The organism is Corynebacterium tardum (assembly GCF_046717785.1).
Lineage (GTDB): Bacteria > Actinomycetota > Actinomycetes > Mycobacteriales > Mycobacteriaceae > Corynebacterium.
The window spans coordinates 2,279,354-2,302,843 of record NZ_CP177104.1 but is presented as its reverse complement, the minus strand read 5'-3'; the positions used below and the strand labels follow the sequence as shown (position 1 = coordinate 2,302,843).

Genomic DNA, 23,490 nt, shown 5'->3' with positions numbered 1-23,490 from the left:
GAATTCTGTAGAGAGCCCGCGCCACGGGCGGCCCAATGAGGTGCCCGGAGCGCGGCGGAGAAAGGACTAAAGCGGGACCATGGAAGAGTCAAAAGAGGTCAAGGTACTCGTCGTCGATGACGAGCCGAATATTGTAGAGCTGCTCACGGTATCCCTGAAGTTCCAGGGCTTCGACGTGCACAGCGCTAACTCCGGCAACGAGGCCCTGCGCATCGCGCGCGAGATTAACCCGGACGCCTACATCATGGACGTCATGATGCCCGGCATGGACGGCTTTGAGCTTCTGGGCAAGCTGCGCAGCGAAGGCCTCGACGGCCCCGTCCTGTACCTCACCGCCAAGGACTCCGTGGACCAGCGCATCCACGGCCTGACCATCGGCGCGGACGACTACGTGACCAAGCCGTTTAGTCTGGAAGAGGTCATCACCCGCCTGCGCGTCATCCTGCGCCGCGGCAGTGTCGCCGAAGAGCAGGACGGCAGCGCCACCATGTCCTACGCAGACCTGACACTCAACGACGACACGCACGAGGTCACCAAGGGCGGTGAGATCGTGGAGCTCTCACCCACCGAGTTCAACCTGCTGCGCTACCTCATGCAGAACCGCGAGGTCGTGCTCTCCAAGGCCAAAATTCTGGACAACGTGTGGCACTACGACTTTGGCGGCGATGGCAACGTGGTGGAGTCCTACATTTCTTACCTGCGCCGCAAGATCGACACCGGTGATACCCCGCTGATCCACACCGTCCGCGGCGTGGGTTATGTGCTGCGCATGCCGCGCTCGTAGGCTCGGCAAGTATGAGCCACCCCGAATCTGCATCCTCGGACCCCGGCACGGCCGTCGCGGTCGAGCCGCCCCAGCGGCGCCGGCGCGGCCCCAAGGCGCTCCCGCTGCGCACCTGGCTGCTGGTGTTGATGGTGCTGGTGTCCGGCATTGGCCTCGCCACGTCGGCGCTGGCAGTGTCGTCGATCATGCGCAACGTGCTCTATACCCGCGTGGACACCGAGCTTAATGACGCCCTCCACTCCTGGGCCAGCAACCTGGACGAGGCCCTCTACACGCAGGACCGCAGCCGCCGCCCACCGACGGATTACGTGGCCATTGCGTACTATCCCAACGGCACCATCTTGTCCACAGGCCCGACGGTGAACCTCCCCGATTCCAAGGACGTGCTTATCGGCGGCGAGCCGACGTCGGTGAGCTCGACGCAGGATGACACCGAATGGCGCGTGGTGGCGCAGATGAAGCCGGACGGCTCGGTGGTGGTCGTGGGCAAGAACATGACCACGGAGAATTCCATCCTCAAGGGACTAGCCATCGTGCAGGTCATCATCGCGGCGATGGTGCTGCTCATCATCGCGCTGGTGGGCATGGGGCTCATCCACCGCGCGCTGCGGCCGCTGCGGGTGGTGGAGAAAACAGCCTCCCAAATCGCGGCGGGCAACTTGGACAAACGTGTGCCGGAGTGGCCGCTGCATACCGAGGTGGGCCAGCTCGCCGCAGCACTCAACGTCATGCTGGGCCAGCTGCAGAACTCCGTGGTCAACGCCCAGGAAAAGGAGGCGCAGATGCGCCGCTTCGTGGGTGACGCTTCCCACGAGCTGCGCACCCCGCTGACGAGCTTGCGCGGTTACACCGAGCTCTACCGCTCCGGCGCCACACAGGACCCGGAGTTTGTCTTTGAAAAGATCGATGCGGAGTCCAAGCGGATGTCCCTGCTGGTGGAGGACCTGTTGGCCCTGACCCGCGCCGAGGGCTCGCGCCTGGACATGCGGAAGGTCGACATGCTGGAGCTGGTGCTGTCCGTGGGCTCCTCGGCACACGCGGCCTTTGCCGGGCGCACCATCGAGGTCAACAACGCCGCCGATGACATCCCCATCGTCGACGGCGACGCGGACCGCCTGCACCAAGTCCTGCTCAACCTGGTCTCCAACGGCATCCGCCACGGCGGGCCGGAGGCGTCGGTGACGCTGACCCTGCGGGACGACGCGGAGCATGTGCTTATCGACGTCGCCGATGACGGCAAGGGCATCTCCCCCGAGGACGCCTCTCACATTTTCGAGCGCTTCTACCGCGCGGATACCTCGCGCACCCGCGACACCGGCGGCTCGGGCCTGGGCTTGGCCATCGTGAAATCTCTGGTGGAGCAGCACGGCGGCTCCATCTCCGTGGAGTCCGAGCTCGGCCGCGGCTCCGTGTTTACCGTCTGCCTGCCTAAGTCGGCCGAGGCCTAGCTGCGGCGGCCGTCCTCGTCGGTGCCCAAGTGTTGGCGGATGCGGGCGGCTGCCTCGTCCATGGCGGCGGGGTCGGTGGCGTCGGCCGCGAAGGCCTTGGCAAAGTCGTAGTCCTCCATCTTCTCAGCGGGGAAGAGGTGGATGTGGGTGTGCGGCACGTCGAATCCGGCGATGACGTAGCCGGCGCGAGGCGTGTCGAAGGCGGTGCTGATGGCGCTGCCGATCTCCTGCGCAATGCTGTTGAGGTGCGCCCACACCTCGGGCTCGAGCTCCGTCCACTTGTCTACTTCCGCCACCGGCACGACCAAGGTGTGGCCGTAGCGCAGGGGCTCGATGGACAAAAACGCCACGCAGGTCTCGTCGCGGTAGACAAAGCGAGCCGGCAGCTCGCCGTTGATGATCTTGGTAAATACGGAAGACATGGCCCCTAGGCTACCGCCCGTTAAGATGGACGGCATGCGTATCCTCGTTATCGGTTCGGGCGGCCGCGAACACGCCCTGCTCACCGGCCTGAAAGCAGACCCATCCGTGACCGACCTGCACGTCGCGCCCGGTTCCCCGGCGCACGCGCAGGTGGCCACCGTGCACCCGGAGTACTCCCAGGTGGGCGACCCCGCACGAATGACGGAGCTCGCGGTGGACATCGCCGCGGATCTCGTCGTGGTGGGACCCGAGGTGCCCCTGGTCAACGGCGTGGCGGACGCGCTGCGGGAGCGCGGGATTGCGGTCTTCGGGCCGTCGGCAAGCGCGGCCCAGATCGAGGGCTCCAAGGCCTTTGCCAAGGACGTCATGTCCGCCGCCGGAGTGCGCACCGCCCGCGCGGAGCAGATCGCGCCCGGCGCCGCCGAGGCAGACATCGAGGCCGCCCTCGACCGCTTTGGCCCGCACTACGTGGTCAAGGACGACGGCCTAGCCGGCGGCAAGGGCGTGGTGGTCACCGAATCCCGAGCCGCCGCCCGCGCGCACGTCGACGCCGTCCTGGCCGCCGGCAACCCGGTCTTGCTGGAATCCTTCCTAGACGGGCCGGAAATCTCCCTGTTCTGCCTCGTGGATGGCGAGACCGTCGTGCCGCTGCTGCCCGCCCAGGACCACAAGCGCGCCTACGACAACGACGAGGGGCCCAACACAGGCGGCATGGGCGCCTACACCCCGCTGCCGTGGCTGCCGGAGGAAGGCGTCCAGCGCATCGTCGACGAAGTATGCACCCCCGTCGCCCGGGAGCTGGTCCGCCGCGGCACCCCGTACTCCGGCCTGCTCTACGCCGGCCTGGCGTGGGGCGCGGAGGGCCCGGCCGTGGTGGAATTCAACTGCCGCTTCGGCGACCCGGAGACCCAAGCCGTGCTCTCCCTGCTGAAGTCCCCGCTGGGCCAAGTCCTCAACGCTACCGCTACGGGACACCTGGCGGAGCTTGCTCCCTTGGAGTGGCAGGAGGGCTACGCGGTCACCGTGGTCCTGGCAGCCGAGGGCTACCCGGCCTCCCCGCGTAAGGGTGACGTCATCACCTCCCCGGACCTGCAGGATCCGACGCGAATCCTGCATGCGGGCACTGCCCTCAAGGAGGGTGCGGTGGTCTCCAACGGCGGCCGCGTGCTCAACGTCCTTGGCCACGGCGCCACGCTGGACCAGGCGCGAGCGGCGGCCTACGAGGTGCTCGATAGCATCGAGCTCGAGGGCGGCTTTTTCCGTACGGATATCGGCGCGCGTGCCGCCCGCGGAGAAATCAGCATTTAGTTCCATCCACGCCCCGCGGCGTGGAATAATGGCGGCGTGGTTGAAAAGAAGAACATTTCTAACGTCCTATCCACCCGATACGCCTCCCCCGACATGGCGGAGATCTGGTCCCCAGAGCACAAGATCATCCTGGAGCGTCAGCTGTGGATTGCGGTGATGAAGGCGCAGAAGGACCTCGGCGTCGACATCCCCGCTGAGGCCATCGCCGCCTACGAGGCCGCGGTGGAGCGCGTCGACCTGGACTCCATCGCGCAGCGCGAGCGCGTCACGCGCCACGACGTCAAGGCGCGCATCGAGGAGTTCAACGCCCTGGCTGGCTTTGAGCACATCCACAAGGGGATGACCTCGCGCGACCTGACGGAAAACGTCGAGCAGCTGCAGATCCTGCGCTCGCTGGAGCTCGTGCGCGATAAGGCCATTGCGGTCGTGGCGCGCATTGGCGAGCGCGCGGCGCAGTACCAGACCCTGGTGATGGCCGGCCGTTCCCACAACGTTGCCGCGCAGGCCACGACGTTGGGCAAGCGTTTCGCCTCGGCTGCCGACGAGTTGCTGCTCGGCATCGAGCGCGTCGAAGCACTCCTTGGCCGCTATCCGCTGCGCGGCATCAAGGGGCCGATGGGCACCTCGCAGGACATGCTCGATCTGATGGGTGGTTCCGAGGACAAGCTGGCGGCGTTGGAGACGAGCATTGCGGATCACCTCGGTTTTTCCCGCGTGTTCAACTCGGTGGGCCAGGTGTACCCGCGCTCCCTTGACTTCGACGCCCTCTCCGCGCTCGTGGAGCTCGGTGCGGCTCCCTCCTCCCTGGCCACCACGATTCGCCTCATGGCCGGCAACGAGACCGTCACGGAGGGCTTTAAGGAAGGCCAGGTCGGCTCGTCCGCCATGCCGCACAAGATGAACGCCCGCTCCTGCGAGCGCGTGTGCGGCTTCCAGGTCATCCTGCGCGGCTACCTCACCATGGTGGCGGACCTGTCGGGCCAGCAGTGGAACGAGGGCGACGTGTTCTGCTCGGTGGTGCGACGCGTGGCGCTTCCCGACGCCTTCTTTGCCATCGACGGCATGTTTGAAACCTTCCTTACCGTGCTCGCGGAGTTCGGTGCCTTTCCGGCGATGATTGACCGCGAGCTGGAGCGCTACCTGCCCTTCCTGGCCACCACCCGTATCCTCATGGCGGCGGTGCGTGCCGGCGTGGGCCGCGAGACCGCGCACGAGGTTATCAAGGAAAACGCCGTGGCCGTGGCGCTCAACATGCGCGAGAACGGCGGGGAGCAGGACCTGGTTGAGCGCCTTGCTGCGGACGAGCGCCTCCCGCTCGATGCCGCCGCGCTGTCCGATGCCCTCGCGGACAAGCACGCCTTCATCGGCGCCGCCGAGTCCCAGGTCAACCACGTGCTGGGGCGCATCAAGGCGCTGGCGGATCAGCACCCGCAGGCCGCCGCCTACACGCCGGGCGAAATCCTCTAGCGGTGCACTAGCGTTCGTTGGGGCCGTGGGCGCCGGAGGAGCCGGCGTCGGCGGCTCCCTTACTAGCGCCCTCGATAGCACCCCGGGCAGCACCCTCCAGCGCACCGCGCGTTGCGCCCCACGCCTGGCGGGCGCGGCGAAGTGCTGTGGGCGACACGGCGCGCGGCGCGGCCGCGGACTCGGTATCGCTGAGCTGCGCGAGGGCGGCCTCGGGGCCTAAGAGGAGCGCGCCCTCGTCGCTGACGAGAAGCTCCAGTTCGTTGTCCTCGGGGTCCTCGGGCTGGCCCACTAGCCCAGCCCCGGGATCTGCAGGACCGGCACCTCAAAGCCGCCGAATGGGGCGATGGCCTGCCCGTTCATCACCATGTAGCCGCCGACCACAACGACGGCGAGCGCCAGCATGCCGCCGAGGACTGCGGCACCCGTCGAGGAGCCGCGCTCCTGGGTGGTCTGGCCCGGGATGGTCAGCTCCGGCACCGGCTGAATGCCCTCCTTCGCACCGTGCGCACGCAGGTCCTGCGCACACTGCTCGAAGGCACCGGCCTGCGCGGCGTTAAAGGCGTTTACCGCGGTGGGGTCCTCGTTGTCCCGCAGCGCCTGGCGGAGCTGTGGGCTGAACTGCGTGCCGCTGGAGAGCAACGGCGCGGGCCCGTCTTCGGCGCGCGCTAGGACAGCGTTGAGGGAGTACTCACGTCCCTCCGGGACGAGCACGTCTTCGTCTCGCACCAGGGCCTCCGGGGCCGTCGCGCCGACCAGGATGATGAGCATGTCCGCGCCGGTGTAGCCGGCCTTGCTCAGCGCGGCCACCGTCGCCGTGTAACCCGGCACCTTGCGTACGTCTTGCGAGGTGAACCCGGAGAAGTCCAGCTTCGGGAACTGCGCCTGCACCTGCTGCGAGGTGGCCCGCACGGTGTCGATGTAGCTCTCGCGAACCTCGTGCGCCAGGGCGCGGTCGGAAGCGGAGGGCTCCACCGCGCAGAGCCATTGGCCGTGGGCGGATTCCCGCACGGAAGTATCGGCTGCCTGCGCTGCGGGCGCGCAGAGAGCGCCGCACACGACGGCAACGGAGGTAACAAGGGACATCATGCGGGTGCGCACAGGCAAAACTCCTCGGGGACCGGGGATAGGGAGGTGTCTGGATGCAGTGTAGACGGGGCTAGGATGGATGTCATGCGTCCAGAACTTTCTTCCTACACCCATATCGCCTCCGGCAAAGTGCGTGACATCTACGACATCGATGACAACACCCTGCTCATGGTGGCCTCCGACCGCATTTCCGCCTTCGACTTCGCCCTGGAGCCCGCCATCCCAGACAAGGGCCGCGTGCTTACTGCTACCTCGAAGTTCTTTTTCGACGCCATCGACTTCCCTAACCACCTCGCTGGGCCGCTCGATGATGAGCGCATCCCCGAGGAGGTCCTCGGCCGCGCCATGGTGGTGCGCAAGCTCGACATGCTGCCCTTCGAGTGCGTCGCCCGCGGCTACCTGACGGGTTCGGGACTGCGGGAGTATGAGGCGTCGTCAAGCGTGTGCGGCGTGGCGCTGCCCGCGGGGCTGGTTGAGGCCTCTCGCCTGCCCGAGCCCATCTTTACCCCGGCCACCAAGGCGGAGCAGGGCGAGCACGATGAGAACGTGTCCTTCGACGTCGTCGCGGACAAGCTCGGCCGCGAGCGCGCCGAGGAGCTGCGCGCCGCCACCCTGCGCATCTATTCGGAAGCCGCTGCCATCGCTGAGGCGAAGGGGATTATTTTGGCGGATACGAAGTTCGAGTTTGGCGTCGATAAGAACGGCACCCTCGTCCTGGCTGATGAAGTCCTCACCCCCGACTCCTCCCGCTACTGGCCCGCCGACTCCTACGAGGAAGGCAAGGTTCAGCCCTCCTTTGACAAGCAGTACGTGCGCAACTGGCTAACCTCCACGGACTGGGACAAGGAGTCCACCCCGCCCCGCCTGCCGGACGACGTCGTCGCTGCCACCCGCGCCCGCTACATCGAGGCTTATGAGCGCCTGTCTGGAGGGACTCTGTAGATGACCCCGCCCATCGCCGCCCAGCGCCCCATCACCCGTGAGTTCCACGGCCGCAGCTTCGTGGACAACTACGAGTGGCTGCGCGAGAAAGACTCCCCGGAGACCCGCGAATATCTCGAGGCGGAGAACGCCTACACCGCAGAACAAACCGCGCACCTGGACACCTTGACCGAGAACATCTTCACTGAGGTCAAGTCCCGCATCAAGCAGACGGACATGTCCGTGCCTCAGCGCCGCGGTAAGTACTGGTACTACGGCCGCACCGAGGAGGGCCAGGAATACGGTTACAGCTGCCGTATCCCGGTATCGGAAGGTTCCGATCCGTGGATCCCACCCACCATCCCGGAGGAAGGTGCGCCGGAGGCAGAGCAGGTGCTTCTCGACGTCAACGCGCTCGCCGAAGGCCATGACTTCTTTGCCCTCGGTGCCTCCACGGTGAGCGATTCCGGGGATCTGCTGGCTTATTCCGTCGACGTGGCCGGTGATGAGCGCTTTGAGCTGTTTATCAAGGACCTGCGTACAGGGGAGCTGTTGGAGGATCGTCTCGAGGGCATCTTCTACGGTGCCGTCTGGGCAGGGGAGGAGTTCATTTTCTATACCACGGTTGATGATGCCTGGCGTCCCGACACCGTGTGGCGCCACCGCGTGGGTACCCCGCAGTCGGAGGACGTGGTGGTCATGCGCGAGGAGGACGGGCGCTTCGGCCTGGGAATCGGGACCACGCGCAGCGATAAGTACCTCATGATTGTCTCTGGGTCGAAGACGACGAGTGAGGCGTGGGTCTTGGAACAAGAGGACCCGACTGGCAAGTTCCGCCTTTTGTGGGAACGCGAGACCGGCGTGGACTATGACGTCGACCATGCGGTGGTTGGCGGCACCGACTATTGGGTGGTCACCCACAACGTCACCGGCCCCAATTTTGAGCTGGGCTACTGCGCCGTGTCTGACGAGCTTCCGGCCCTGCGCGAGCTCACCGTCCTCATGCCGCACGATGACTCCGTGCGCATCGAGGGCGTAGATTGCTACCGCGACCAAATAGTCGTGGGCTACCGCCGGGGTGGTATCGGCCGCGCGGCCGTCATGGACGTGCGGGAAGGTTGGGCGCGCTTTAGCGAGCTTCACTTCAACGAGGAGCTCTACACCGTCGGTGTGGCCGGCAACCCCGAGTGGGATGCGCCGGTGCTGCGCGTGAGCTACACCTCCTTCATCCAGCCCGCGCAGCTCTTTGACTACCGCGTGGTCACCGGCGAGTACACACTGCTCAAGGAGCAGGAGGTCCCAGGCGGCTACGACACGGACTCCTACGTGGCCTACCGCGTGTGGTCGCAGGCGCCGGATGGAACGCAGGTGCCGGTGTCCCTCGTGCACCACGCGGACCTGGACCGCACGCAGCCGAACCCGACGTTGCTCTACGGATACGGCTCCTACGAGGCGAACATGGACCCGTACTTCTCGGTCTTCCGTTTGTCCCTCATGGACCGCGGCATGATTTTTGCCATGGCGCACGTGCGCGGTGGCGGCGAGATGGGCCGCACCTGGTACGACGACGGCAAGATGCTGTCCAAGAAGAACACGTTTACTGACTTCATCGCGGTGGCCGATGACCTCATCGCGCGCCGGGTGACCACGCCGGAGACCTTGGTGGCGGAAGGTGGATCCGCCGGTGGCCTGCTCATGGGCGCGGTGGCCAACATGGCGCCGGACAGGTTCAAGGCCATCGAGGCCAACGTGCCTTTTGTGGATCCGCTGACCTCGATTCTCATGCCGGAGCTGCCGCTCACCGTGGTGGAGTGGGAAGAATGGGGCGACCCGTACCACGACCCTGAGGTCTACGACTACATGGCTTCCTATTCGCCGTACGAGAACATTGCGCCGCAGAAGTACCCCAATATTCTGGCGCTGACCTCGCTGAACGACACCCGCGTGCTCTACGTGGAGCCGGCGAAGTGGGTGGCGCAGCTGCGCAGCACCGCTACCGGCGGCGAGTTCCTCCTCAAGACTGAGATGGCCGCCGGCCATGGCGGTGTATCGGGCCGCTATGCCAAGTGGAAGCAGAGCGCGTTTGAGTATGCGTGGCTCATCAACCAAGCGACGGGGGCGGAGGCTTAAGCTTCACCCCCACTCGGCGCGCGGCGGCGCGGTGGCTGTGCGATAATTTTTCTTATGCATGGCCACCTTTTGGTTTCGATTTCCAGTATTTTTGATGACACCCGAAGCCAGGCCTCCGGTCTGCTCAAGCAGCTCGATAAAGCCACAATTCCTGTTTCGTTGCTTGTGGCGCCGCACATTGATGGCAACTGGCACTTGGCTAAGGATTCGGCGACACAGTCGTGGTTGCGGGAGCAAGCTGAATCGGGCCGAGTGCTCATTCTCAACGGCTTCGACCAAGCAGTTCAGGGCCGCCGCGCGGAGTTTGCCAACCTGGATGCGCACGAGGCACGCCTGCGCCTGAAGGGGGCGACGCGGCAGATGGCAAAGATTGGCTTCGAGCCCACTATCTTTGCGCCGCCGCGCTGGCGCATGTCGGAAGGCACGCTCGCTGTCCTTCCCGAGTTTGACTTCGACTTCGCCGCCTCCACCCGAGGTATCCATGACTTGCGCTCCGGCGAGCTCCACCAAGCCCGCAACCTGTCCTTTGGTGAGGGTTTTGGTTCGGCGAAGTGGTGGCGCCGCAACATCATCCGCGCCGCGGAACGCTCCGCCGTGCGCGGCAATACCGTGCGCCTTTCGATTTCCGGCCGCAATCTCGATGACCGTAAGGTCGTCTCTGATTTCCTCAAGGCCGCCGAACGGGCCGCTGCCGCAGGCGCTCGTCCTGCTGATTATTCCGTCTTTACGCACGCCGAATAGTTTGTGCGTTGCCAGAGGGTTAGGCCTGTGGAAGTGTGTTTGTTCTTTCTAAATCGAGGATAGTGTCCGGGGCGGTGTTGGGGTCCGACTCGAGGTTGGTGTCAGTTCATTAGGCTGCTTCTTCGACGGTCTTCGTACTACTAGCATTGAAGGTGTTGGCGGCTATGAGGTTTCGGGTTTGTTCCAAGCTCGCCAGCGACATGTAGCGCTTTTGCTGGATCCAATCATCCTGCTGTTCAGCTAGCACAGAACCGATCAGGCGGATTTCAGAACTGCGGTTAAGGGAGATTCCTACAACGTCGGTGCGCTGCCGGATTTCCCGATTCAGTCGTTTTGTCGGATTTTTAGACTACACCTCAAAGCGGCTCTTCCGGTTTCGGGGTGCGTAGCGGGGTGAAGTAGAAACACGACGGGTTCAGCGGGTCACCACAACATATAGGGGTCCCTGGTGTGAAGATGAAAGTTCCTACACAACCATCTAAACCCACCAGGGACCCGTACTGTGAAGCCTACTGGAAACCTCGTCGCCGACACTATCTGCCGTACCGCGGAAATCGGTCTTGCCATCACCGGTGCCGCTGACGCCGGACCACTGACCATCATTGAGGCCACACCAGTAGCCGTTATCGGCGTGTGCCCGGACTGCGGACAGCCAGGAAAGCTGCGCGACCACACCACCCGTCGACTCGTTGATCTTCCTGTCGTCGGATTCCCCACTAGGCTGCACGTAAAAGTCCCTAGATTCCGGTGCACAGCCACCTCATGTAAGAGAAAGATCTTCCAAGAATCTTTAACCTGCGCGGATGACGGCGCCAAGCTCACCCACCGGGTCACCCGCTGGATCTTGCAGCGCCTTGCTATTGACCGGATGAGTGTGTCAGCTACCGCCAAAGCACTCGGTGTGGGCTGGGACCTGGTCAATAAAGTCGCACTGGACGCCTGCCGCCAGCTTATCTACAGCGACCCCTGCCACCTAGACGGGGTTCGCATCCTCGGAGTCGATGAACATGTATGGAAACACACCCGTAAACCGGAAGGGCCTTTTAAGGGTCGCTCCGGCTTTGCGTAACATCTGAAATATGTCTGGCGCACTCATACTCATTGCCAAGCGGGCGTCAGGTATGATGATCCACTTTCGTCAGTTAGGTTATGAGAGTTCATGAGCCACAAGCGTAAGCAATGAATAAATAGTCTGCGTCACTTCCGGCATTAAGAGCCTTAAGTCTGTTCATGATCTGTTTATAGGCCAGCGGCGTATTCCAGCAATTCTTTGTAAGGCGTCGATTTCTCTTTCCAATATAAGTTTGCCCCATCAGGCTTAGGGCGATGATGTGTCGCAGTTAGAACAAGTTCATCTTTTGCGCGTGAGATCGCAACGAAGTACTCAGACCTCACGGTTTCGATTGAACCCCGGTAGAATTGGGTTTCAACTCCGAGTGTGATTACCTTCTCAAACTCGAGGCCTTTGCATTTATGGATAGTCAGTATCCGGACCGCATTGTTTTCCGAGAGGCGGTTCAATCCTGCTACGGGGCTGCCATCTACCGTCAACTCACGCTTGAACGCATTAGAGATTTCGTCAATAACGTCATTGAGCCGTTGTCCGTGATGGTAAGACGGGGAGAGTGCGATAAGTGCTGGCCGCGTAATGAATTCCAAAAAGCGATTAATGAGCAGTCTCCAAGAGGAGTAGTTAGATGCATCGAATCCTGTAGTGCGTATTTCCGCACGCACTTCGCTCAAGAATGTCCGTAATTTACTTTCCTGCACTCCATCAGTTTTGTCACTGGCGCCGCGGGAGACCATGTGCATTAGTGTCGAATATTCATCGGGGCGCCCATCGTCTGCGACAACATACAAAAAGTTGAGGATCAAAGCGGCGGCAGGTTCAGCAGTAAGATTCTGGGACTGCTGGTCGTTGCGAAAGGGAATGCCGTCTGCAGTGAAGTGTTTCCCCAGGAGTCCAGCAATAAGGTGGGGCTGTTGTCGTACAATTACTGCGATTTCACTAGGGGGCACTCCTTGACTGAGCCAGTGGCCAATCATATTGGTAACGGCGGCAGCTTCCTCCTCGTCGTCGTGGAATCGAAAGACTCTCACGACACCTCCTTTCCCGAGAATCTGCGCTGCTGGAATGGCCGCCGTCGGCTCCATCTCTCGGATCATCCGATTCTGCATCCGACGAAGTTGAGGTTTCGATCGAAAGTTTTGGTAAAGCTGCAGTGTCGTCGCGCTGAAATCAGTAGCGAAATCTGCCATAACGCCTTCGAGTGCACCTGCAAAGCCCATGATCCGTTGCTTAGTGTCGCCAACTCCGGTGAGTTGTACGCCGGTATCAGTAAAGGCGCTTTTCAAGAGGTTGTATTGGTCCGCTGTGGCGTCTTGAAACTCATCCATGAAGACATGGCTATAGGTTTGTCGCAGCGCTCCGCGCGCATACGCGCTTTTCTTCAAGATTGTCAGCGCGAGTGGAACTAAGTCGTTGAAGGTAATTTGTGTGTGGAGGATCTTCTCGTTTTCATCAATGCGGTAGTCAGCGTTGAGCGCGTCGGCCCCAGTAAGTACTGGTCGGAAATTGTCGATGAGGCGTTTAGCGAACGCGTGGAATGTGAAGCTGTCAAACCGAGCCGCGAACTGAGAACCAGACCGAAGTCGGACGCGACTCTGTAGATTGCGAGCTGCATCCACTTTGAACGAAATCGCGAGGATGCGTTTTGGATAGCTGCTAGCTCCTGTGCGGAACAGAAAATCAGCGCGCTGAGCTAGTAGTTCTGTTTTCCCGGTACCAGGCCCAGCCATCACAACGACGTTTGTAGTGGTCTCTTTGACGGCTTTTAATGCGTTGGGTTCGAGTTGCAATCCGCCAACGGGCGTCCAATCGTGTGGCTGGATCATTCTGGAAGCTCTTCCAGAATGCTTTCCACCTTCGAAATTAAACGCTGCAGTACCTCAGGAAGGTTTTCCAAAAGTTGTTCATCCGTCAACGCAGCTAACGCTTCGAGGTGGGTGGCGGGTTTGCTCTTAAGATTAAAAAAGTGGTGGTAATTTTCGAACAAGTTACGGACGTTACAGGGGAGATGATTTTCGTTAACGTGGGACTTGCCAAGGACCGCCGTAATCACTTCATCATCAGGGGCTGTAGCGCTGTTAACTCCGTAGACATCAGGAAACGATTCAAGCATCATTAGGTCGAGGTCAACTGGATGTGAAAAGTAGACCCCTTTCTCTTCAAGCGCATAGACAGGCCCCTCGCCCCGTGAAAAAGAGAAATCGTCGAAAACGGGGAAGTCAACGTCATGATTCCATGCTGGGAGATTGTTGATTTTTGTTTCATCAAAAGTTCCAGGGTGGAACTCGTTGTACTTGTTAAGGGCGTTCTTAATGCGCCCCCAACCTCCCTGGTAACGGCCTGAGTCCAGATCCAGCAGCGTTACATGCGGGATTTGCAGTTCCGTTAGCAGACGCCAGAAATGGTTAACGTGACGGCCACCGAGTGGTACCACTGATACAGAGGCATCATCTTCGGCAATACCAGCAGCAGCTAGAACGCGCGGAAGAACAATTTGCTCGCTATCCCCTTCTCCCAGGACTACCAATCTCGAAAAATAGAGTTCAGGGAAAGCTAAAACGGCCTGACGGACATATTTTGCCGCCAGATCATCCGTCCGTGGCAAAACAATTCGTCGTACCTGGGATTGCTGTTTGGCATCAAGGCGGAGGAAGCAGATATCTTCGGGCTCGACGCGGCGAAGAAGGGATGGTGAGTGTGTAGCAATCAGAGCTTGTAAATCCCTTCCTTCAGTAGCATTACGAATCTGCCGAATGATGCGGCCGAGATACTGAGGAGCAAGGCTGTTCTCTGGTTCTTCGAGTGCGAGAACTGTGTGCACAGGTGGGTGAAGTCGATGTTGATCAAATGCGGTCTCTTTGCCGTTCAGAACTTCCCGCCCTAGTTTCTGCCATGCCAGTACCAGTGAAATGTAAAGCAGCGATTTTTGGCCGTCACTAAGCCGATCGAAAGGCACGGGAGAATCGTCTGGTGATGGCGTGAATAATATTGTTAGCTGGCGGAGGACGGATTCGAGATCCCCGTTACCAAAAGTAACGGCGGGATCCTTAAGGAAGGTTCCTGAATGTAATCCTGACCACTGTTCCGCAAGCTTCGAGTCGATACTTATGACAGCTGCATTGTCAGTCAATTCATCAGTTAAGTCTTTGGAAAGATCTACAAGCGTGTCACGTTCTGTGGTCCAATCTGCTGCTCGCAGTGCTCGCCCCAAGAGCGATGACGTGGTGTAGACAATCTGCTCAGCTGGGTCTCGACGGGCAGGCAAATAGTGCACCTCGATGTTGGCACGATCGAACCTAGACATGTCGGTTCGTCGAGTAGGCTTTCCATCCGTATCTGTCTCGAGGATATACTCAAGCTTCTCTTCGATTACATTGTCCTCGGCAATCTTGGCCGTTAATCGGACACGAATTTGGGGCACCCCATCTTCGGAGACGACACGCATATGTGCGAAGTTCGGAGGCACTGAGGGGTGGTCACCTTCGTCCCCAGATTCTGATACTTCAATATCGGCTTCAATCCAAAGCTCTGGTGATTGAGCATGCACCTCGACCGCGTTTCGTCCACTTTCAATATGGAAATCGGTTCGCTGAATTTTGCGCTGTGAAGGGAGCGGGCTGAAGAGCCGTGCTAATGCTTCGAGAACAGCCGTCTTCCCTGCCCCATTTGGGCCAAGGACATACGTGAGATCATTTAGTTCGATAGTGGTCGGTACTGGGCCGAAAGACTGAAACCCACTAATTCGGAGGTGAGTGATCTGCATCAGATGTTAAGACCTTGGTATCTAGTAGGAGCAGTTTGCTGGGACTCGTGAGAAAAAGGATAGTTCGAATCAAGTCTATCAGTTAACCCATTTAAGTCTATGACTGTTATTTCACTTAGTTATACAGCCTAGCGGGATACTCGCTCGGAATTAACTCTGTCGGTGATCTGGCGCGGAATCAAGGACAGTGACCACGAGGGAAAACTCAAGACCAATGATTACGTGTCGATATCACTGTCGCCAGGTATTCCGCTATAAGCGAATTGCCGGTTAGGCTCCCGCCCCTTCGGGTACGACCTATAGTTACGCAGGGTTGCGCCTACATCTTGGCCGTAACATTGGCTTGGATTAGCCATTGTTTTACACCTGCATAGTGAGGCTTAGACTTTAGCTAGGGCCTGACCCCGAAACCCCCATGCAGTACCGGGTATGCGGAACACCGGTACCAACTACGCGGATAGTCACGACACTGCTACCAAATAACCGGTCGCAACAGAATAGCCCACCACCCCTTTCTGGTAGGCGGGTGTGGCCGACGTTGACGCGGTGTAAGTGTGCGAACCGGTCGGGTGTGCTGGTTGCGCGTTTCACGAGCGCAATCTAGTGGACGTAGGTTTCTAGTCCCCACCCGCAACCGGAATTAGAAAAGCCCCTCATGATGAGGGGCTTGACCTGGCTGAACAGAGACGAGCCTTCCAGCCGTTCTTTGAGACTGGTGTCTAAGCCTAGAAGTTCGTCTGGGTTATTTGTGGGGCCGCTGTTGAGATAGATTTCGTTGTGCTGTGCGTACGAACTTAGCGAGTATTCCGGCGTCGCGGGTCAGTGAGGAAGTGGCAGGAAGCTCCGTCAGTAATGCTGGCGGGGGTCTGGCTGCACTGTTGGCGGCGTCTAGCGCGTACTCGGTACTACATGGGGTGTTGGAGACGCCACGACTCGGTGGTGTTGCGTCAACTTCTACTTGGAAAAGCCAGTTCTTGTGGCTAACTTCAAACAGATCATCGCGATGTGCATTGAAGGTGATGGGGTCTTTACAGGTTTACAGCCAACTGCCCGTGTAAACACATGCAGATAAGCGTTTGGTGCTCTTGGGGCAGAGGTTTAAAAGCGTTCATTTGTTTGAAAATGCTGTTTTGCTGCTGTCATTAAATGCGCCAGCTTCTCATACGGGCGCGTACGAAAGTACGGTTCCCTCTCAAATTAGGTGTGGTTCATTGAAAGCGTGTGCCCCCAGGAGGTTTCCCTGGGGGCACACGCGTGTTTCTCTTAGCTCTTTAGAACCAAGAAAGTTAGGGCCAATCTACTTAACAACAATCTTTACCATTACCGGCTCGTCATTCACAGTTACTTCCTGACTTCCCTCGAGCACTCGCGCGGAGGAAAGGCTGGAAAGCCCTGAACAAGATGCGTTGATGGTATGCGAACCAGGCTCCAACCCGTAGAAGTACACGCCATTGGCATTAGTCGTGTGTACCTTTTCCTGCGAAAGACCAATAAGCTTACATTCGCCTGCCGGGTTACCACTGGAGGTTACAACTTGAATCGTTGATTCTCCTTCATTAGGCGTGGCCTGCCCATCGTCGGGGAGACCTTGGCCGACACTGATTGCAACAACTAGGGAAATAATGCCCAGAACGGTACCAATGAGTCCCAGAAGATTACTGGGGTTATTAATGAGAGCTTGAACCTGAGCTGGAACCGGGATCTGTGGTTGCATTGTTTTGGATCTCCTTAATGTCATTGAAGGTATTTAGCATGCTTGGGCTGATACGTAGGGCACTGTTTTCAGGGCAGCCGAGATCGCTGATGCCATGCGTGTGAATGCCGATGGCAGCGTTGTCTGTGGTATAGACCGGCGAACCGCTTTGTCCGCCCGTGGTGTCCAAGTTATAGCAGAGTCGAGTTTGGGTCCCTGGTTGAAGGATTCCGCTCATTGTCCACAGTTGTCCGTAGTCGCGAATCAGACCCTCGCCTTTTTCTCCTGGAAATCCGGTGACAGTTGCTTTTTGCCCGGAGAAAGCGGAAGAAGTATCGCTCGGTTTAATTCCAAACCAGCTGGAAGAAATCGGCTTTGAGAACTTTACAACTCCCCAGTCATGATCGGCGGACTCTGTAGTCGGGTATTTGGCAGATACCCACTTTTGGGATGCAAAGGTGTAAGACCACTGGCTCCAATCGGATGGACGGAAAATGAGCTTTGGAGTCCATCTCTGCTCATCTACGTCGTAAAGGCAGTGGGCCGCCGTAATGAGAGTATCTGGTGAAATCATCCAGCCAGTACAATGGTTGAAGCCGTCTCGCTGGATCTGGACGATAGCCGGGTTGGGAGATGCCTTTTGCCGATCATCGGTACCGATAATCGAGTAAGTCCCTACCGTGGTTTCGCGGTCTTGGGAGGTCGCCGTGTTTGGAAATCCGGAAAGTCCAACTGCCTCCGTGCCAGAGTTGAGGTCATCGTTATCAGTTGCAATTGGCAGGAATAGCTCCTCGCCTGTTTCTGACACGCCCACCACAGAGTCGTGAAATGCTTGGGTTTGAGCATTTGCTACGGTGGGGGACAGACAGGTTATTGCAGCCACTATTGCTGTGATAGTAGATTTCCGAAGAGAGAACTTCATGAGTGTCCTTTGCAGGTGAGAGATGATGATGTGTGGGGTGAACTGGGGTAATTCCCATTCACCTTGCAGTGAATTATGAGGCATCGAAAAGGGCCGTGCAACCGTCAGGCGGTTTGATGTTGCCTCGTGTTCCCCCAAATAGGGGAGGGGTGGCCTCTTGTTTCATCGGGTCCGACTGGCCGGCTGCGCTGGGGATCCTATATAGGTTGCCAACCTCGTGGGTGGGGTAGTCGGGGTTGGTTTTCTCTGCGGGAGCTATATGGACGTGTTGTCTCCGGGCATGACTTTAAAGCTTATCCATGACGACAAAACTTGGGACCCTTCAGACCGGTGGCTCGATACCCACACCGAAGAACCTGTAGCGCCACTGGAGTTAGCCAAGTAACAAGACTTCGGACGCCAAGGAGAAAAAGCACCACGCGCTGCCTGGGCGAAAGAAGAACTCAAACGGCGCGGCCACCCAGACGGCGACCAGCCACATACGACGCCCACATCGACAACGAATGGAACCCCAGCCTAGACGTAAGAAAAGGCTGGGTCGGGCGTTCCTAAATCCACACGAAATGTCCGTTACGCGAGGAGAAAAATGCCCTTGAGTCCAAGGCTTACATACAAAACGCACACATTAAACTCAGGAGAGCGCTTTATTCAGATTCGGTTGGAGCACAGGCTGCGGCGATGATGCCGAGGGCAGCGAGCAAGCCGATGCCACCAGCAGCGTACTGAGCCTCGCGTGGAATGTTGCGAGTGATCGACTCAATCTGCTTCTTCACCGGCTCAAGTCCCGGGATGTTGAGCTTTGCGCCGAAGCTGCCGAGGAAAGCCAGCGGAATGGCGAGTGCTGCTGGGATGGTGAGGCCGAGGACCGTCGGCAAGCAGCGCTCGCTCACAGAGGAACCACCTGCTGGGGCGGCTGGCTTGTCGCCGGACTTGACGGTTTCTGAGGTGCCGTCGGTGTAGGTGATAACGAGGTTACCGTCGGCATTCGTGGTCACGGACTTAATTCCGCGGCCATCCTTGCCGTCTTTACCGTTTGCGCCATCGCGGCCGTCGGTGCCGTCGCGGCCTGGTGCGCCATCGAAGCCATCGCGGCCCGGCGTGCCCTGGTCGCCCTTCGCGCCGGCGAGGGTACCGAGAATCTCAGAGGTGCCGTCGGTGTAGGTGACGACCACCTCGCCCTTGTCGTTGGTCGTCACGGACTTGATGCCACGGCCGTCCTTACCGTCGGCACCGTCTTTACCGTCGACACCGTCTTTACCATCGGCACCGTCCTTACCGTCGGCACCGTCCTGGCCGGCGTCGCCCTTGTCGCCATCGTTACCGTTGGCGCCGTCCTTACCGTCCTGGCCATCGGAGCCGACGACCTTGCCAACGTTCTGCTCTTTGCCATCAGTGAACGTCACAATGAGTTCACCCTTGTCGTTGATGCGAACAGACTCGATGCCGCGGCCGTCGTTGCCCGGCTCACCCTTGTCGCCCTTCGGGCCAGAAACCTTGCCGGCGTTCTCGGTGGTGTCGTCGGTGTAGGTGATGATGAGGTCACCCTCGTCGTTGGTAGTCACGGACTTAATACCGCGGCCGTTCTTGCCATCGGTTCCGTCCTTGCCGTTCTGGCCGGCGTCGCCCTTATCGCCCTTCGGACCTTGGACGCCGTCCTTGCCGTCGGCACCAACAACCTTGCCGGCGTTGACAGTGGTGTCGTCGGTGTAGGTGATGATGAGGTTACCGTTCTCGTCGGTCGCTACGGACTCAATGCCACGTCCGTCCTTGCCATCGGTTCCGTCCTGACCGTCTTGGCCAGCGTCGCCCTTATCGCCCTTGGGGCCCTGAGCGCCGTCCTTACCGTCTTGGCCGTCTTTACCGTCCTTGCCAGCATCGCCCTTATCGCCCTTATCGCCCTTCGGACCCTGGGCGCCGTCCTTACCGTCTTGGCCGTCTTTACCGTCCTTGCCAGCATCGCCCTTATCGCCCTTGTCACCCTTCGGGCCGGCGACGCTGCCGAGGTTCTTGGTGGTGCCGTCGGTGTAGGTGACTTCGAGGGTGCCGTCGTCAAGCACGGCGACGTCAGCAACGGTCTTGGGCTCGGGAGTGTCGCAGCCCTGAAGCTGGTCAGCGGAGCGCTCGACGGTGCCGAGGTTGAAGCCCACCTTGACCGGGTCGTGGTCGGAGGAGCGGTACGGGTTATCGGACTCAAAGACGTCCCCGCCGGTGTAGTTGCGGCGAGAGTACTCCATGGCAATCGGCTCGTCGGAGTTGATGTTCCAGGTCTGCGCAGCCTGCGCGTTGACGTGCTCGTTGGCCAAGATGTGGTCGAGGGAGCCGATGCGGCCGGAGAACTGATAGGACGCGACGGCCTGCCACTCAGACTCCGGGTTCAGCTCTTCGACCGGGATGGTGTAGCCCGCGTTGCGGAAGATCGAGATGGCGTCTTCCTTGGAGTAAGTGTTCAGGTCACCCATGACGAAGGTGGCCTTCTCCTGCCACTGCGGCTGCTTCGCCAACCCATCGAGGACAGCCTGGGCGTGGGCATTGCGCACGTTGGGGTTGTTGCCCTGGCCATCGCCGGTGTCCTTGTCGCCGTTAGCTACCGAACCCTTGGACTTGAAATGGTTGGTGACCACAACGAAGGAATCCGGACCTTCAGCAGCGCACTTGTCCTGCACCGGCACGAACTCGGCAGCCAGCGGGGTGCGGGCGGTGCCTTTGAAACGCTCGTCCTCCAGCAAGGTGGCCTCACCTACTGGCTCGACGCGGTCCTTCTTGTAGATGATCGCAGTGCGGATGACATCCGTGTCCGCCGCGGAGTTTGCCGGAGCCTTGACGTAATCCCACACCTCGGAACCTGCGCGGGAGTTGAGCTCGCCCACGAGGTACTTCACGGCGTCATCGTAGGAACCGCCCACGGTGTTGGCGGCGTTCTCAATCTCAGACAGGCCGATGACATCGGCGTCGAGTCCTTCCAGCGCAGTGAGGATCTTGCCCTTCTGGTCCTCAAATGCGGAGGCAGACCACGCGCCGCGGAACGTACCGCTGTCAGAACCCACGCCGTTGCCAAAGCGGTCCTTGTAGGATTTCGCACCGTTGTCCTCACCAAGGTTAATGAAGAAGTTGAGGACGTTAAACGCAGCAACGGTGTAATCGCCGGCTACCTGCGGGGCTTCTGGGCGGGCTGGGTCCCAGGTAATGGGCAGGTCAGCGGTGGCGGAGTCACCGGTAATCAGCGTGGTGGGCTGGAAGCGCCACTGGTCGTGCCCGTAGCCCAAGATAACGCCAGACTCGGCGAACTCCACCTGGTTGGTGGTACGGATGGTCTTCACATCCGAACCGTTCTGCATGATGTACGGCAGCTTGGTGGAGGCGCCATCGCGGGTGAAGTCACGGGTGGAGCCGTCATCCAGGATGACGTACTTCGCAGCGTTGGACTCCTCGAGCGCGTGCATCTCCGGGGAGCCAGGCGCGAACTTGTCGGTGGGCTGGCGCAGTGCCTCCGTACCCGGGGCCAGGCCCAACTCGCCGTAGCGGTTAAGGCCGTAGTTTTCCGTCACTGTGTGCACGCCCGGCTTGAGCAGCATGGACTCGAGCTTCTCTCGAGCCTCGTCGCCCTCCGGCAGGGCATCGATGGCAAGCGGGGTTACGGGATCGAGTGCAGTCTCGAGGACGGAGCCCGAGGACAGGACCACCTGGGTCTGGCCGTAGTACTCGTCGACGGAACCGGTGACCTCGACGGATTCCCCAATCTTTGGGTAGAAGCCGGTGCCGCCGGTGTAGACGAAGACAGCCTCAGAGGCGTCTGCCGGTGCGGCGTCGCCCGTTCCCGGGGTCTGGATGGTGAAGCCATTGAGGGACTTCTCGCCCTGCCACACGGCGGTGACAACACCCTGGGTGGTGACGTTCTGGCCCTTGAGCGGGGACTCCGTGCCGGTGCCCTGGATCTCTGGGATGGCCACGGTCGCGCCCGGCTCGACCGGGTCCGGCTGTGGTTCTGGGGCTGGCGGTTCAGGGTTGGTTGTGTCGCCGCCTGCAGACTTCGGTGTTGGGGTGCCCGTGCCGAAGTCAGCGGAGTTGTCGTCGGTGTCCGCGCCGGCTGCGTTGCGCTGTGCGGAGGTCGTGTTGCTCAGGGCGGGGGTGGGAGAGCCTTCGCTTATCGACGCCGCGCCGTACCCCACCACGTCAACCTCGGCCCCGGAGGCGTCGTACAGCTTGACCGAGCCCTTGGAGCCGGACATGTTCAGGCTGCCCTCCGCATCTGGGGATGGCAGAGGATCGCCATTGCCGCCGCCACCTTCCTGGATAAGGTAGTTGCCGCCGGCGGGGAGGGAGCCGGACAGGGCGGTCTTCCCGCCGGAGTTGCCCTTGGAGGAGAAATACTCCACGGACCAGCCGGTGAGGTCGATGGCAGAGTCCGTCGGGTTGTAGAGCTCGATGAAGTCGTTGGTGAAGGGGGCGCCCTTGTTGCCGCCGCCACCGTAGACCTCGGAGATGACAGCGGTGGAGCCATCCACCGCGGCAGTGGCCTGAGGGACTACCACGCAGGTGGAAACCAGCGCGGCGATGGCGAGCGAGCCAATTCGCTTGAGATGCATGAGACAATCCTTGAGTCGGGGAGATGAGTGATTGTGCATCTCGTTCTACCTGCTGGGGAGCTGGTGCGACACCGGAGAGCTGAGAGCGAGCTGGGAGTTAAGGTGCGATTCCTCAAGAATTCTCGAGGCGTTTAGTGCGTGTTCACCCCCTGAAGATTCCGAAACTGTCCGGGTTGGGGGATACACTGGCAGGGCACCCATACTCACGCACAGTAAGGCAAAATTTTCATGGCTCGTGTAGTTGTCAATGTCATGCCCAAGGCCGAGATTTTGGACCCGCAGGGTCAGGCCGTCGTTCGCGCGCTGGGGCGCCTGGGGGTTGCTGGGGTCAGCGACGTACGCCAGGGCAAGCGTTTTGAAATCGAGGTCGATGATTCCGTGAGCGCCGAGGAGATGGAGAAGGTTGCTTCCACGCTGCTGGCGAACACCGTCATCGAGGACTACGAGGTCATCCAGTAATGAAGATCGGCGTTATTACCTTCCCGGGCACGCTTGATGACGTAGACGCGGCCCGCGCCGCCCGCACCGCCGGCGCCGAGATGGTGTCCCTGTGGCACGCGGATGAAGACCTGCGCGGCGTCGATGCCGTCGTGGTTCCTGGCGGCTTCTCCTACGGTGACTACCTGCGTTCCGGCGCGATTTCGGCACTGGCTCCGGTGATGCGTGCGGTCGTCGATGCAGCAAATAAAGGCATGCCGGTGCTCGGCATCTGCAACGGCTTTCAGATTCTGACTGAGGCCGGATTGCTGCCGGGCGCTTTGACGCGCAACCAGGGCCTGCACTTCCACTGCGTGGACACGTACCTCGAGGTGGCGAACGCGGAAACCGCGTGGACCAGCGAGTTCGAAAAGAACCAGCGCATCCTTATCCCCGCCAAGCACGGTGAGGGCCGCTTCCAGGCGGACGCCGAAACCGTGGAGCGCCTCGAGGGCGAGGGCCGCGTGGTCTTCCGCTACACCGAGAACTTCAATGGCTCCATCAATGACATTGCGGGTATCACCAATGAGGCCGGCAACGTCGTGGGCCTCATGCCGCACCCAGAGCACGCTATTGATCTGCTGACCGGACCGTCCACCGACGGTCTGGGCTTGTTTGTGTCCGCCATCAACACCCTGGCCAGGGCCTAAATCGCCGGCGGCTGAAAGGGAACAA

At 60.4% G+C, this 23,490-nt stretch carries 17 protein-coding genes and 3 pseudogenes; 11 read left to right on the top strand and 9 right to left on the bottom strand.

Annotation, left to right across the window (positions count from 1 at the left end):
* Window positions 1–79 precede the first annotated feature (79 nt).
* The gene (locus ACLI1P_RS11135; RefSeq protein WP_296132698.1) at window positions 80–784 is read left to right on the top strand and encodes a response regulator transcription factor; all 705 of its coding nucleotides are present in this window, start codon (window positions 80–82) and stop codon (window positions 782–784) included.
* A gap of 11 nt (window positions 785–795) precedes the next feature.
* Entirely contained in the window at window positions 796–2,232 is a 1,437-nt protein-coding gene (locus tag ACLI1P_RS11130) for an ATP-binding protein (RefSeq protein WP_411708875.1), read from the top strand.
* Here ACLI1P_RS11130 and ACLI1P_RS11125 read toward each other — a convergent pair.
* On the bottom strand, window positions 2,229–2,654 hold the full coding sequence (locus tag ACLI1P_RS11125) for an HIT family protein (protein WP_411708874.1): 426 nt from the start codon (window positions 2,652–2,654) through the stop codon (window positions 2,229–2,231). The two genes, ACLI1P_RS11130 and ACLI1P_RS11125, sit on opposite strands and share 4 nt — an antisense overlap.
* A 34-nt stretch (window positions 2,655–2,688) precedes the next feature.
* Between ACLI1P_RS11125 and purD the strand changes: the two genes are divergently transcribed.
* Together purD and purB are read left to right on the top strand one after the other, a co-directional pair.
* Complete coding sequence (purD, locus tag ACLI1P_RS11120) at window positions 2,689–3,963, top strand: phosphoribosylamine--glycine ligase (protein ID WP_411708873.1); 1,275 nt, start codon at window positions 2,689–2,691, stop codon at window positions 3,961–3,963.
* Between the two features lie 36 nt (window positions 3,964–3,999).
* Window positions 4,000–5,430, top strand: a complete 1,431-nt coding sequence (gene purB / locus ACLI1P_RS11115; protein ID WP_411708872.1) for an adenylosuccinate lyase — start codon at window positions 4,000–4,002, stop codon at window positions 5,428–5,430.
* Between the two features lie 7 nt (window positions 5,431–5,437).
* On the opposite strand, the gene ACLI1P_RS11110 is transcribed toward purB, so the two are convergent.
* Both ACLI1P_RS11110 and ACLI1P_RS11105 read right to left on the bottom strand, forming a co-directional pair.
* A complete protein-coding gene (locus ACLI1P_RS11110) occupies window positions 5,438–5,719 on the bottom strand; it encodes a hypothetical protein (RefSeq protein WP_411708871.1) in 282 nt (93 codons plus the stop codon).
* Window positions 5,719–6,528, bottom strand: coding sequence for a serine/threonine protein kinase (locus ACLI1P_RS11105; protein ID WP_411708870.1), 810 nt, complete (start codon window positions 6,526–6,528; stop codon window positions 5,719–5,721). The genes ACLI1P_RS11110 and ACLI1P_RS11105 overlap by 1 nt, the downstream gene beginning before the upstream one ends.
* Before the next feature lie 72 nt (window positions 6,529–6,600).
* On the opposite strand from ACLI1P_RS11105, the gene ACLI1P_RS11100 reads away from it, so the two are divergent.
* The 3 genes from ACLI1P_RS11100 to ACLI1P_RS11090 are packed head-to-tail and all read left to right on the top strand — an operon-like array spanning window position 6,601 to window position 10,308.
* Complete coding sequence (locus ACLI1P_RS11100; protein WP_411708869.1) at window positions 6,601–7,458, top strand: phosphoribosylaminoimidazolesuccinocarboxamide synthase; 858 nt, start codon at window positions 6,601–6,603, stop codon at window positions 7,456–7,458.
* Window positions 7,459–9,567 (top strand): S9 family peptidase, encoded by a 2,109-nt coding sequence (locus tag ACLI1P_RS11095; RefSeq protein ID WP_411708868.1) that lies wholly within the window; start codon window positions 7,459–7,461, stop codon window positions 9,565–9,567. It abuts the gene before it with no gap.
* A 54-nt stretch (window positions 9,568–9,621) separates the two neighbouring features.
* Window positions 9,622–10,308, top strand: a complete 687-nt coding sequence (locus ACLI1P_RS11090) for a DUF2334 domain-containing protein (RefSeq protein ID WP_411708867.1) — start codon at window positions 9,622–9,624, stop codon at window positions 10,306–10,308.
* 109 nt (window positions 10,309–10,417) lie between these two features.
* Here ACLI1P_RS11090 and ACLI1P_RS11085 read toward each other — a convergent pair.
* Window positions 10,418–10,657: pseudogene (locus ACLI1P_RS11085) on the bottom strand (transposase); the annotation flags it as partial.
* 153 nt (window positions 10,658–10,810) lie between these two features.
* On the opposite strand from ACLI1P_RS11085, the pseudogene ACLI1P_RS11080 reads away from it, so the two are divergent.
* Window positions 10,811–11,347, top strand: a pseudogene (locus ACLI1P_RS11080) (transposase family protein); the annotation flags it as partial.
* Window positions 11,348–11,547: 200 nt separating this feature from the next.
* Here the strand turns inward: ACLI1P_RS11080 and ACLI1P_RS11075 are convergent.
* The 4 genes from ACLI1P_RS11075 to ACLI1P_RS11060 form a co-directional block, all read right to left on the bottom strand.
* A complete protein-coding gene (locus ACLI1P_RS11075) occupies window positions 11,548–13,203 on the bottom strand; it encodes a UvrD-helicase domain-containing protein (RefSeq protein ID WP_411708866.1) in 1,656 nt (551 codons plus the stop codon).
* The gene (locus tag ACLI1P_RS11070) at window positions 13,200–15,140 is read right to left on the bottom strand and encodes an ATP-dependent nuclease (protein WP_411708865.1); all 1,941 of its coding nucleotides are present in this window, start codon (window positions 15,138–15,140) and stop codon (window positions 13,200–13,202) included. The genes ACLI1P_RS11075 and ACLI1P_RS11070 overlap by 4 nt, the downstream gene beginning before the upstream one ends.
* Window positions 15,141–16,437: 1,297 nt before the next feature.
* Window positions 16,438–16,854 carry a hypothetical protein gene (locus ACLI1P_RS11065; protein ID WP_239181173.1) on the bottom strand — a complete coding sequence of 139 codons (417 nt, stop codon included), beginning with the start codon at window positions 16,852–16,854 and terminating at the stop codon, window positions 16,438–16,440.
* Window positions 16,808–17,755, bottom strand: coding sequence for a trypsin-like serine peptidase (locus ACLI1P_RS11060; protein ID WP_239181172.1), 948 nt, complete (start codon window positions 17,753–17,755; stop codon window positions 16,808–16,810). The genes ACLI1P_RS11065 and ACLI1P_RS11060 overlap by 47 nt, the downstream gene beginning before the upstream one ends.
* A 325-nt stretch (window positions 17,756–18,080) precedes the next feature.
* On the opposite strand from ACLI1P_RS11060, the pseudogene ACLI1P_RS11055 reads away from it, so the two are divergent.
* Window positions 18,081–18,307 (top strand): annotated as a pseudogene (locus ACLI1P_RS11055) (IS256 family transposase); the annotation flags it as partial.
* Window positions 18,308–18,399: 92 nt separating this feature from the next.
* Here ACLI1P_RS11055 and ACLI1P_RS11050 read toward each other — a convergent pair.
* Window positions 18,400–22,338 (bottom strand): ExeM/NucH family extracellular endonuclease, encoded by a 3,939-nt coding sequence (locus ACLI1P_RS11050; RefSeq protein ID WP_411708864.1) that lies wholly within the window; start codon window positions 22,336–22,338, stop codon window positions 18,400–18,402.
* A 228-nt stretch (window positions 22,339–22,566) separates the two neighbouring features.
* Here ACLI1P_RS11050 and purS point away from each other — a divergent pair, with 228 nt between their 5' ends.
* Entirely contained in the window at window positions 22,567–22,797 is a 231-nt protein-coding gene (gene purS / locus ACLI1P_RS11045) for a phosphoribosylformylglycinamidine synthase subunit PurS (protein ID WP_411708863.1), read from the top strand.
* On the top strand, window positions 22,797–23,465 hold the full coding sequence (gene purQ / locus ACLI1P_RS11040; RefSeq protein WP_042532233.1) for a phosphoribosylformylglycinamidine synthase subunit PurQ: 669 nt from the start codon (window positions 22,797–22,799) through the stop codon (window positions 23,463–23,465). The genes purS and purQ overlap by 1 nt, the downstream gene beginning before the upstream one ends.
* Window positions 23,466–23,490: the final 25 nt, after the last annotated feature.

Coding starts and splice junctions, on each gene's coding strand:
- ACLI1P_RS11125 (WP_411708874.1), bottom strand. CDS start 2,654: ATGTCTTCCGTATTTACCAAGATCATCAACGGCGAGCTGCCGGCTCGC.
- purS (WP_411708863.1), top strand. CDS start 22,567: ATGGCTCGTGTAGTTGTCAATGTCATGCCCAAGGCCGAGATTTTGGAC.
- ACLI1P_RS11135 (WP_296132698.1), top strand. CDS start 80: ATGGAAGAGTCAAAAGAGGTCAAGGTACTCGTCGTCGATGACGAGCCG.
- ACLI1P_RS11100 (WP_411708869.1), top strand. CDS start 6,601: ATGCGTCCAGAACTTTCTTCCTACACCCATATCGCCTCCGGCAAAGTG.
- ACLI1P_RS11060 (WP_239181172.1), bottom strand. CDS start 17,755: ATGAAGTTCTCTCTTCGGAAATCTACTATCACAGCAATAGTGGCTGCA.
- ACLI1P_RS11050 (WP_411708864.1), bottom strand. CDS start 22,338: ATGCATCTCAAGCGAATTGGCTCGCTCGCCATCGCCGCGCTGGTTTCC.
- purD (WP_411708873.1), top strand. CDS start 2,689: ATGCGTATCCTCGTTATCGGTTCGGGCGGCCGCGAACACGCCCTGCTC.
- ACLI1P_RS11130 (WP_411708875.1), top strand. CDS start 796: ATGAGCCACCCCGAATCTGCATCCTCGGACCCCGGCACGGCCGTCGCG.
- purQ (WP_042532233.1), top strand. CDS start 22,797: ATGAAGATCGGCGTTATTACCTTCCCGGGCACGCTTGATGACGTAGAC.
- ACLI1P_RS11075 (WP_411708866.1), bottom strand. CDS start 13,203: ATGATCCAGCCACACGATTGGACGCCCGTTGGCGGATTGCAACTCGAA.
- ACLI1P_RS11090 (WP_411708867.1), top strand. CDS start 9,622: ATGCATGGCCACCTTTTGGTTTCGATTTCCAGTATTTTTGATGACACC.
- ACLI1P_RS11070 (WP_411708865.1), bottom strand. CDS start 15,140: ATGCAGATCACTCACCTCCGAATTAGTGGGTTTCAGTCTTTCGGCCCA.
- ACLI1P_RS11095 (WP_411708868.1), top strand. CDS start 7,459: ATGACCCCGCCCATCGCCGCCCAGCGCCCCATCACCCGTGAGTTCCAC.
- ACLI1P_RS11065 (WP_239181173.1), bottom strand. CDS start 16,854: ATGCAACCACAGATCCCGGTTCCAGCTCAGGTTCAAGCTCTCATTAAT.